Consider the following 7278-nt stretch of genomic DNA (forward strand, 5'->3'; position numbering starts at 1 on the left):
CGACAGGGACGGGATGCCTCTTCCCGAATATGAAACCGTCTCCCACTTCGGTGCATTGAACGGAATCGACGACCTGCGCGTCATTGTCCGTTCGAACCACCTGTGCAACGAGCTCGGGATGGATACCATCTCTGCCGCCGCCACCCTGGCCGCCTGGGGGGAAGGAAGGGGCCGGTTCCCCGGGGCCGAAGAGGTAGAGGCGCTCCTCGCCGATATCGGTTATCGCCGGGGGGACGGCGACCTGCTGGCGCAGGGATCGCGCCGCGTGACGGAGATGCTGGGAAATCCCGCGCTTTCCATGAGCGTCAAGTCTCTCGAGCTTCCCGCCTACGACCCGCGGGGGGCCTACGGGATGGCCCTGGCCTACTGCACCAGCAACCGGGGAGGATGCCACCTGAGCGCCTATCCCATCTCGCACGAGATCCTGCGGAATCCCGTTGCAACCGATCGGTTCTCCTTCTCTGGGAAAGCGCGCATCATCAAGATCGCCGAGGACACGAACGCCGCCGTCGATTCCCTGGCGGCCTGCAAGTTCTCCTTCTTCGGGGCGACGCTGGAGGAGTACGCCGAGCTCCTTTCGGCGGTCACCGGCGAGGAGTTCAGCCCCCAGTCCCTCAAGGAGATCGGAGAGCGCATCTACCTGACCGAACGTTTTTACAATTGCGCCAACGGGTTCGACGCGAAGGACGACCGGCTGCCCGAGCGTTTCTTCCGGGAGCCGGGCTCCAGCGGGGAGGGGATCGAGATCCCCCCCATCGACGAGAAGCGGTTCGAGGAAGAGCTGCAGAAGTATTACCGCATCCGCGGGCTCACCTCCCGAGGGACGTTCCCCGACCCGGACTTCCTTTCGAGGCTTCCGTGAGGGACCAGATCGCAAAGTACACGGGAAAGCTCCTGGCCGACCGGTCCGCGCTCCCCGGTCACATTGCGTTCGCCGCGCACGACGACGTCCTCCTCTCGGACGGGAACGCTACGCTCGCCCGCCTGTGCGAGAGGATCCTATCTTCCCTGGACTGTCTGGGTCTTGTGGCCGCCCGACCCTCCTTGCCGTTCGCCGACTTCCTGGTTCGCCGCGCGAAGGCCGGGGAGTCCCGCATCGTGCCGCAGGACACCGAGACGCGCACCTTCCTGCACGACATCCCCTTCCTGCGCCGGGAGGAACTGGTTGAGGATCCCCCCGCGCGTATCGGGCGCCTGCTGAGGAACCGCAAGGGGATGATTGCGGAGGGGTTGGGGATCGTCGCCGGCGGCAGCGTGACGGTCGAGCAGGCCTACATCAACTACTCCTCCGTCTTCCACGCGGCCTTCGTCACATACCTGCTCGAAGTCCTCGCGGACGGGTTTCTCCTCCGCGGGGAGAAGGAGGCGTTCGATTCCTTCCGTCGTGACTGGCTGCGGCCGCTCTCCGCCGAGGGGATCGTATTTCGAAGCGGCCCCCTGGAGGAACCGGGGGAAATCCTCGCCGAAGTGGCGGCCGTCGGCCGGTACACCGTGGAGCGAGGGCTGGTGGACTCCTTCTTCGGCAACCTCTCCTGCCGCGCAGGCGGCACGATCTACATCTCCCAGACCGCGGCCAGCCTCGACGATCTGCCCGGGCGCATCGACCCGGTCCCCATGGACGACTCCTCCACCACGGGGATCACCGCCTCCAGCGAGCTCCCGGCACACCGGCGGATCTACGAGGTGAGCGGGGCGCGGACGATTCTTCACGGCCACCCCAAGTTCGCCGTCGTCATGAGCCTGCTCTGCGAGGAGAAAGACTGCCCCGTCAAGGATTGCTGGAGGGACTGCGACAAGGTTCGGCTGCTCGGAGACACGCCGGTGGTCGCCGGGGAAATCGGGGCCGGCGGCCTTGCGAAGCGGGTCCCGCCGGTCATCGCCTTGCCGCGGAAAGCCGTTGTGTACGGGCACGGAGTTTTCACCGTGGGGGAAACGGACTTCGCCGAGGCCTTCAAAGCGATGGTCGATGTGGAGAACTGGTGCCGGCAGGAATATTTCCGGCGTCTGACGGCGAAGCTTCCGGGATGAAATCCCTCCTCGCCGTATTCCGGAGCCCCCGCCTGTTCTGGGTCCTTCTGCTGGGCTTCTCCTCGGGGATCCCCCTTGCGCTGACCGGCACGACGCTCCAGGCCTGGATGGCGACCGACAAGATCGACCTGACGGTGATCGGCGTGTTCTCCCTGGTCGGCCTCCCGTACACCGTGAAATACCTCTGGGCGCCCGTGATGGACCGGTTTATCCCGCCATTTCTCGGAAGGCGGCGCGGATGGATGCTCGTGACCCAGCTCGGGCTGGTCTTCGCGATTTCCGCGATGGCGTTTTCCAACCCCTCGGGAGCGACCACCCTTTTCGCCGTCCTTGCGTTCCTGGTGGCCTTCGTGAGCGCCAGCCAGGACGTCGTCGTGGACGCCTACCGCACGGAGGTCCTCGAGCCCGTCGAGCTGGGGCCCGGCGCGGGCGTGCACATCCTGGGGTACCGCATCGCGATGCTGACCTCGGGCGCGCTCGCCCTGATCCTGGCGGACCGGCTCCCCTGGAAGACCGTCTACCTGCTGATGGCGGGATCGATGCTCGTGGGCGTCGCCGCCTCCGTTTTTTCCCCCGAGCCGCAACTCGAGGAACGACCGCCGGCCAGCCTGAAGGAAGCGGTGGCGCAGCCGTTCGTCGAATTCCTTTCGCGGCCGGGAGCCCTGGGGATCCTGCTGTTCGTCATCCTCTACAAGCTGGACGTCGTGATGGCGACGGCGCTCACGACCCCCTTCATGCTCGAACTGGGGTTCACCAAGACCGATATCGGGGCCGTGACCAAGGGGTTCGGCATGGTTGCCACGATCGTGGGGACGCTTGCCGGAGGCGCCGTGGTGGCGAGGGCGGGAATGAAAGCTTCTCTCTGGCTCTTCGGGATCCTGCAGTCGGTTTCCACGCTGGCGTTCCTGGCGCTTGCGCGCCTTGGGCATCACTACCCGATGATGGTGGCGGCCATCGGGCTGGAGAACCTCTGCAGCGGGATGGGGACGGCGGCGTACGTCGCTTTCCTGATGAGCCTTTGCAACAAGCGCTTCACCGCGACCCAGTACGCGCTCCTCACCAGCCTGATGGCGATCACCCGCGTGATCGTCGGGGCGCCGACGGGATACCTGGCGAAAACCATCGGGTGGGAGCTCTACTTCCTGGTCAGCATGCTGTCCGCCGTTCCGGGCCTTCTCCTCCTGCTCCTCTACCCCCGGTGGACGGTCCCTTCCCCTACGACCACCGGAACAGCGCTCGCGTCCCCGCGAAGCTGAGGACCCCCCAAAGTCCCAGAACGAGGAACTGCGGCCCCAGTGAAAGGACGGATGCGCCGTCATTGATGACCGCGCGCAGCGCATCGATCAAGGCGGTGAGCGGCAGAGCCTTGATCAACGGCTGCAGCGCGTCGGGGAACCGGCTGGTCGAGAAAAAGACTCCCGACAGGACGAACATCGGCAGGGTGCAGAGGTTGATCAGCCCGTAGATCATATGGGTGGTGCGGGCTCGACTGGCCAGCAGCGTCCCCAAGCCCGCGAAGGAAAACGCGCCGGCGGCCACGACGACCGTCAAACCGAGGGCCGACCCGGCCATCGTCACGTTGAAGATCCATCCTGCCAGGACAAGGAGCGGGATCACTTCGAGAGGGACGAAGCACATTCTGGTCAGGATGTGGGAGAGCAGGAAGTCCCTCCGCCGCATCGGCGCCGCCAGCTGGAGCTTCAACAGCTTCCGGGTGCGCATCTCCACGATGGACCACCCGATCCCCCAGAGCCCGCCCCCCATGAGGTTCATCCCGAGAAGGCCCGGGATGAGAAAATCGATGTACCGCGAGCCCGGTTCCGTGACGCGCTCGTCGGCGACGGGCACGGGATCGGGGCGCCCGGCCGCCCGCTGGATCGCCGCATCCACGGCGGCCCGCGCCAGGTGGCTCTCCGTCCGGGTCGGGTCGAAGCGGTACACGAGAGGATTCCCCGGGATCACGAGGATGGCCGCCCGCCCCGTCCGGAGCTGATGCTCCGCGGTCCTGCGGTCTTGCACTTCCACCCGGATCGAATTGTCCGAGCCGAGCGTCCGGACGATCCGGTCGTACCCGTCGGCCGCGACGACCACCGCGGCGGACGGGTCGAGCTTTCCCCCGCGGAAGGCGACCCCGAGCGCAACCGCGAGGAGCGCCGGGAACAGGAACGTCCAGAAGATCGTCTCGGGCTGGCGGAAGCTTTCCCGGAGCCGGGCCAGCACGAGGTGCGCAAGGGGGCTACTCATCGCGCAGGTGCCTCCCCGTGAGCGAAACGTAGACATCTTCCAGCGTCGCGTGGCGAAGGGTAAGGTGCGACAGCGCCGCCTCGCTGCCTCGAACCAGGTCGAGCAGCGCGGGGACGGTGACGTGGGCCTCGGAAGCCGTCACCAGGATCGTGGCGTTCGACCGCCGGACGGCCCGGACCCCTTCGACGGACCTCACCGCGTCGTCCTCGACCGAGCCGCTCGCAAGCTCCACTTCGACGACGAGGTCGCCGCCCAGCGTTGCGATCAACTCTGCCGGCGTGCCCAGCGCGATCACTTTTCCGAGGTCGATGATGGCCACCCGGTCGCAGAGCCGGTGCGCTTCCTCCATGTAGTGGGTCGTCACGAGCACCGTACGCCCCCGCGTACGGTAGCCGAGGATCGTGTCCCCCATGTGGAGCCGCGCCTGCGGGTCGAGCCCGGTCGTCGGCTCGTCGAGGATCAGAAGCTCCGGGTCGCCCACGAGGGCGCAGGCAAGGGCCAGCCGCTGCCGCTGACCCCCCGAGAGCCTGCTCGTCCACGAGGCGGCCTTTTCCTCGAGACCCACCTCCGCGATCACCGAGCGCACGTCCCGGCCTCTCGGGTAGAAACTCCGGAAGAGCGAAACCACTTCGGCGACCTTGAGCCGTTCGGGGAACCGGGTCTCCTGCAGCGATACCCCGAGGCGGGAGCGCAGCGCCTGGTCGTCCTCCCCCCACCGGCGGCCGAACACCCGGACCTCCCCCGCCGTCGGGGCCAGCAGCCCCGCCAGGATCTCGATCGTTGTCGTCTTGCCGGCGCCGTTGGGGCCCAGAAGTCCGAGACACTCTCCGGTCCGCACCGTGAGGTCCAGCCCGTCGACCGCTACCACCCGGTCGTAGCGCTTTACGAGGCCGACGATGGAGACCGCAGGATTCACCGCCCCGGCCGGTGGAATATCAGACCTTCTGTCGGTGGATGATGAGCCCGTGGGTGGGATCGTACGGGGACACTCCGACGGTGACCTTGTCCCCCACGATGACGCGGATCTTGAACCGCTTCATGTTGCCGCTGAGTTTCGCCGAAAGCGTCACTCCGTTTTCCAGGGTAACAATGTAGGTCCCTCCGCCCCTCGCGGCGGTGACCGTTCCTTCCAGTTTTGCCAGATCGTCCTTGGCCATTCCGTAGATTCCTCCGAGGGAGATACTGTATCATTAAGCATGGTCCCCGGAAATGAACAATTTGGTGCCATCTATCTACTTTCGAAGGAGTGGTGACCCATGCGAAGACGATTCTTGATCGCACCGATCCTGATGATCGGCATAGTCCTCGCACCCGCCTACGCGGGCTGGCTGGAGGATGCGAAAGGCGCCCTGGAGGGCATGGGGAAAAAGGGGGCGGACAAGGCGGCGGATACCGCCATCGAGGGCGCCAAGGGAAAAGCGAAGGGATCGGCGCCCCAGGAAGGCGCACAGAAGGAAACCGGGAAAGAGGCTTCCGCGAAGGAGGCCGCTCCGGCCGCAGATTCGGAGAGCCCAAGGGACATCGCGGCCGCAGAGGAGATCTACACCAAGTACGACTTCATCCCCGGCGACAAGGTGATCTTCTTCGACGACTTCAGCGACACGGACGTGGGGGAGTTCCCGAGGAAGTGGACCCTCAACGGCCCCGGCCACGGAACCAGCAACGCCGTCGAGGTGGTCCAGTCCCAGGGTCGGAACTTCCTCCGGAGCCAGCCGGCGGCCAGCAAGCAGGATTCCCAGTACTATTCGCGCCAGTTCGTGCGGCTGAGCACGAAGGGGGATCTCCCGCAGAAGTTCACCGTGGAGTTCGACGCGGTGTTTGCGTATTGCCCCCCGGGTGAAAAACAGTCCCAGACCGAATACGTCCTCCTGCTGGCGAAAGACGATACGAGCGTGCACGGGGGAAACGCCGAACTCGGGTCGATCGTGGTCCGGCCGGAGGACGGGAGCTCCAAGAACACGAGGACGGCGATCCGCAAGGGGGACGGGAAGGTGCACCACGTCGCGGTCAGCGTCAACGGAACCTTCGTGAAGGCGTACGTGGACCAGGACCGGGTGGCGAACGACCCCGACGGGATCGCCCGCCCGGTCAAACATGTCGGCATCTTCATGGGTCCCTCGGGCCACTGGCTCTGCCCGAACGTCATGTTCACCAACTTCCGGCTGGCCGAGGGGGGAAAGGACATCAAGTCCGCCCTCGACACGGATGGGAAGATCGTCACCCACGGAATCCTCTTCGACACCGGTTCCGACCGGATCAAGCCCGAGTCCCTGCCGACCCTGAAGGGAATCCTCGCCCTTCTGGAGAAGGACCCGTCTCTGAAGTTCTCCATCGAGGGGCACACGGACAACCAGGGCGGCAAGGGGGTCAATCAGCCGCTGTCGGAGCGGCGCGCCGGCTCGGTCAAGGCGTGGCTCGAAGGGAAGGGGATCGCCGCGGACCGGCTCCAGTCCAAGGGGTGGGGCGACACGAAGCCGATCGACAAGAACGAAACGGCGGAAGGACGGGCAAACAACCGGAGGGTGGAATTCGTAAAAATAAAATAGGTTTCCTCTACCGCACGCAGGTGGTCATCCCGCTCCGCAACCGGCGATCATGGAAAAGGGGTTGCGGCCAAAACCGCAACCCCTAGATTTTCCTGGTGGGCCATGAAGGATTCGAACCTTCAACCTCCTGATTAAGAGTCAGCTGCTCTGCCGGGTTGAGCTAATGGCCCACTCTGTGAAAGAACTTGGCGCGCCTGGGAGGGTTCGATTCCGCATCGCGTCATGTCAAAAATCTTGGCGCGCCTGGGAGGAATCGAACCTCCGCACCCGGCTCCGGAGGCCGGTGCTCTATCCCCTGAGCTACAGGCGCTCTTGGAAAAATTGGGGTGAGTGATGGGGATTGAACCCACGGCCACCAGGGCCACAACCTGGTGCTCTGCCAACTGAGCTACACTCACCACACGATCGAACAGCAGAAAAAGGATTATACAAACCGCCCCGCGGAGGGTCAACGCCAAAT

At 65.3% G+C, this 7278-nt stretch carries 6 protein-coding genes, 3 tRNA genes and 1 pseudogene; 4 read left to right on the plus strand and 6 right to left on the minus strand.

Annotation, left to right across the window (positions count from 1 at the left end; all coding sequences use genetic code 11):
• From A2Z13_08645 to A2Z13_08655, 3 genes and pseudogenes are all read left to right on the plus strand, one after another.
• Positions 1 to 862, plus strand: a pseudogene (locus A2Z13_08645) (aldehyde:ferredoxin oxidoreductase).
• Positions 859 to 2028 carry an aldolase gene (locus A2Z13_08650; GenBank protein ID OGP80992.1) on the plus strand — a complete coding sequence of 390 codons (1170 nt, stop codon included), beginning with the start codon at positions 859 to 861 and terminating at the stop codon, positions 2026 to 2028. The pseudogene A2Z13_08645 and the gene A2Z13_08650 overlap by 4 nt, the downstream one beginning before the upstream one ends.
• Positions 2025 to 3284 (plus strand): AmpG family muropeptide MFS transporter, encoded by a 1260-nt coding sequence (locus A2Z13_08655; GenBank protein OGP80993.1) that lies wholly within the window; start codon positions 2025 to 2027, stop codon positions 3282 to 3284. The genes A2Z13_08650 and A2Z13_08655 overlap by 4 nt, the downstream gene beginning before the upstream one ends.
• On the opposite strand, the gene A2Z13_08660 is transcribed toward A2Z13_08655, so the two are convergent.
• The 3 genes from A2Z13_08660 to A2Z13_08670 are packed head-to-tail and all read right to left on the minus strand — an operon-like array spanning position 3244 to position 5429.
• Entirely contained in the window at positions 3244 to 4272 is a 1029-nt protein-coding gene (locus tag A2Z13_08660) for a hypothetical protein (GenBank protein OGP80994.1), read from the minus strand. The two genes, A2Z13_08655 and A2Z13_08660, sit on opposite strands and share 41 nt — an antisense overlap.
• Positions 4265 to 5188 carry a multidrug ABC transporter ATP-binding protein gene (locus A2Z13_08665; GenBank protein ID OGP80995.1) on the minus strand — a complete coding sequence of 308 codons (924 nt, stop codon included), beginning with the start codon at positions 5186 to 5188 and terminating at the stop codon, positions 4265 to 4267. The genes A2Z13_08660 and A2Z13_08665 overlap by 8 nt, the downstream gene beginning before the upstream one ends.
• A gap of 19 nt (positions 5189 to 5207) precedes the next feature.
• The gene (locus A2Z13_08670) at positions 5208 to 5429 is read right to left on the minus strand and encodes a translation initiation factor IF-1 (GenBank protein ID OGP80996.1); all 222 of its coding nucleotides are present in this window, start codon (positions 5427 to 5429) and stop codon (positions 5208 to 5210) included.
• Positions 5430 to 5543: 114 nt separating this feature from the next.
• On the opposite strand from A2Z13_08670, the gene A2Z13_08675 reads away from it, so the two are divergent.
• Positions 5544 to 6818 carry a hypothetical protein gene (locus A2Z13_08675; GenBank protein OGP80997.1) on the plus strand — a complete coding sequence of 425 codons (1275 nt, stop codon included), beginning with the start codon at positions 5544 to 5546 and terminating at the stop codon, positions 6816 to 6818.
• Between the two features lie 93 nt (positions 6819 to 6911).
• On the opposite strand, the gene A2Z13_08680 is transcribed toward A2Z13_08675, so the two are convergent.
• The 3 genes from A2Z13_08680 to A2Z13_08690 form a co-directional block, all read right to left on the minus strand.
• A tRNA-Lys gene (locus tag A2Z13_08680) sits at positions 6912 to 6988 on the minus strand.
• Positions 6989 to 7053: 65 nt separating this feature from the next.
• A tRNA-Arg gene (locus A2Z13_08685) sits at positions 7054 to 7128 on the minus strand.
• A 12-nt stretch (positions 7129 to 7140) separates the two neighbouring features.
• Positions 7141 to 7216: transfer RNA gene (locus tag A2Z13_08690), tRNA-His, on the minus strand.
• Between the last annotated feature and the right edge of the window lie 62 nt (positions 7217 to 7278).

The organism is Deltaproteobacteria bacterium RBG_16_64_85 (genome assembly GCA_001798885.1).
Taxonomy (GTDB): Bacteria; Desulfobacterota; Deferrimicrobia; order Deferrimicrobiales; family Deferrimicrobiaceae; genus FEB-35.

Excerpts from the sequence above, each read along its gene's own strand:
- A2Z13_08660 (OGP80994.1), bottom strand. The coding sequence starts at position 4,272 with ATGAGTAGCCCCCTTGCGCACCTCGTGCTGGCCCGGCTCCGGGAAAGC.
- A2Z13_08655 (OGP80993.1), top strand. The coding sequence starts at position 2,025 with ATGAAATCCCTCCTCGCCGTATTCCGGAGCCCCCGCCTGTTCTGGGTC.
- A2Z13_08670 (OGP80996.1), bottom strand. The coding sequence starts at position 5,429 with ATGGCCAAGGACGATCTGGCAAAACTGGAAGGAACGGTCACCGCCGCG.